Raw genomic sequence first — 1,836 nt, 5'->3', positions numbered from 1 at the left:
GAGGCACCCCCCGCGGCACGGCCCGCGCCACCGGCCCGGGAGCGGCCGCGCCGCCGCCGCGGCCGTACGGCCCTGCTGCTGGCCTGCGCCGCCCTGCTCGGCGCCGTCGGCGGCCTCGCGGGCGGCTACACCGTCCAGGCCGACCGCGCGCCCACCCCGCTGCCCCCGCTGTCCCAGGCGAAGCTGTCGTACCCGCAGAAGCCGCTGCCCGAGGACGAGGCGCCCGAGCCGCTCACCGCCGAGGAGGACCGGCGGGTGCGCACGGACGGCGATCTGCGCAAGCTGCTCCTGGACAGGCCCAAGGGTGCCCGCGAGCCCGAGCCGAGCCTCGGTACGGACGGCTGGCTCTCGCCGTCCGCCTACGCCCGGGAGTTCGAGAACCCCGGGTACATGTTCACCTACCTGACCGGCGGGGACCTGCGCCGCGTCGCGAGCGCCGGCTGGCAGCAGGGCAGGTACCGGACGGTGGTCGTCAGCCTCGTGCAGTTCCGCGAGGAGAAGAACCGGTTCGCCCTCGAGTACGCCCAGGGCCAGCAGGACTACATGTCCTACGAGGACCACGCGGGCAACGACGGCACCGCGCTGAAGGGCTCGGGCAACGGCCGCTACTACGTCTTCGACGAGCCCCGTCGCGAGTCCGGCTACCTCCCGATGCACCGGGCCCGGGCCATCGCCCAGCGCGGCGACATCATGATGGACATCTGGATCTACGACACCAAGCCGATCGCCAAGCGCGACATCAGGTCCCTGGCCGAGCGGCAGCTGGAGCGGCTGTGAGCGACCAGGAGAACCGGAACGGCACCGACGGCGTCCCTGGCCGGCCCCCGGCCGTACCGCCGTCCGCACACACCCCGGCCCCGGCCCCGGGAGCCGTCCCGGAGGCGCCCATCGCGCCGGCCCCGGACGGCCCGCAGGACGCGGGGACGGACGGAACGGGTAGTACGGGCGGTACGGGCGGGACGGGCCGGCTCCGCCGCGTCCTCCTCCCCCTGCTGTCCGCCGCTCTGGTGCTCGGCGCGGCCGGCGGCGGACTGGCCTACACCAAGGCCACCGTGGACGGCGCCGACGTCTCGGCCCCCACGAAGATCTGGGAGAAGCCCGCGAAGGCCCCCTCCGAGGACGATCCGGCGCCGGACCCCAGGGAGGGCCGCACCGACGGCGAGCTGCGCAGGAAGCTGCTGCCGGTCCCCGAGGACTTCCGGCTCGGCCCGGACATCTCCGAGTTCGGCAACGACACCGAACTCAGCGGCAGGCAGGCCCAGGCCCTGCTGCGCCAGAGCGGCAAGGACCTGCCGGGCAAGGAGCGCCGCCGGCACCGCGAGTACGTGGAGAAGCTGCGCGTCCAGGGCATCGTGATGCGCACGTACACCTCGTACGACGACGAGTTCACGGCCGAGATCCAGATCGCGCGCATGAAGAACGAGAAGGGCGTCAAGGACCTGAGCGGCTTCCAGTCCGGACTGGCCGACGCCCTGTCGGTCTTCCGCGACGGACCGAGGATCAAGGGCCACAAGAACGCGCGGTGCTTCCTGCCGCCCAAGGACGGCGACTCCGAACTGGAGACGATGTTCTGCACCGCCTACCAGGACGAGTACCTGATCTCGTTCCAGGCCGACGGCGTCAAGCCCTTCCGCGAGAAGGACGCCGCCGAGCTGCTGAAGGACCAGCTCGACCACCTGGTGTCCCCCGGGGAGTACGTATGACCGAGTCCACGACAGACCGGCCGGAGCCGGCCGCGCCCGCCGTCCCGCCGCGGGCGGAGCCGAGCGCCGGGGCGGCGGACGCCCCGCAGGCGGCCGTCGTACCTCCCCAGCCGTCCGTTCCCCCCGCCCCGGC

The 1,836-nt window shown here is 73.6% G+C and carries 2 protein-coding genes; both read left to right on the top strand.

The genetic code is table 11. The features are described 5' to 3' along the window. On the top strand, positions 1-777 hold a 777-nt coding region (locus L7D48_RS28565), incomplete at its 5' end, for a hypothetical protein (RefSeq protein WP_308312365.1). Next, positions 774-1,703 (top strand): hypothetical protein, encoded by a 930-nt coding sequence (locus L7D48_RS28560; RefSeq protein WP_237883964.1) that lies wholly within the window; start codon positions 774-776, stop codon positions 1,701-1,703. The genes L7D48_RS28565 and L7D48_RS28560, both read left to right, overlap by 4 nt. Positions 1,704-1,836: the final 133 nt, after the last annotated feature.

It is taken from the genome of Streptomyces sp. ICN903 (assembly GCF_022015835.1).
Lineage (GTDB): Bacteria > Actinomycetota > Actinomycetes > Streptomycetales > Streptomycetaceae > Streptomyces > Streptomyces fenghuangensis.
Note: the sequence above shows the minus strand (reverse complement) of the source record. Positions and strands in the feature narration are given on the sequence as shown.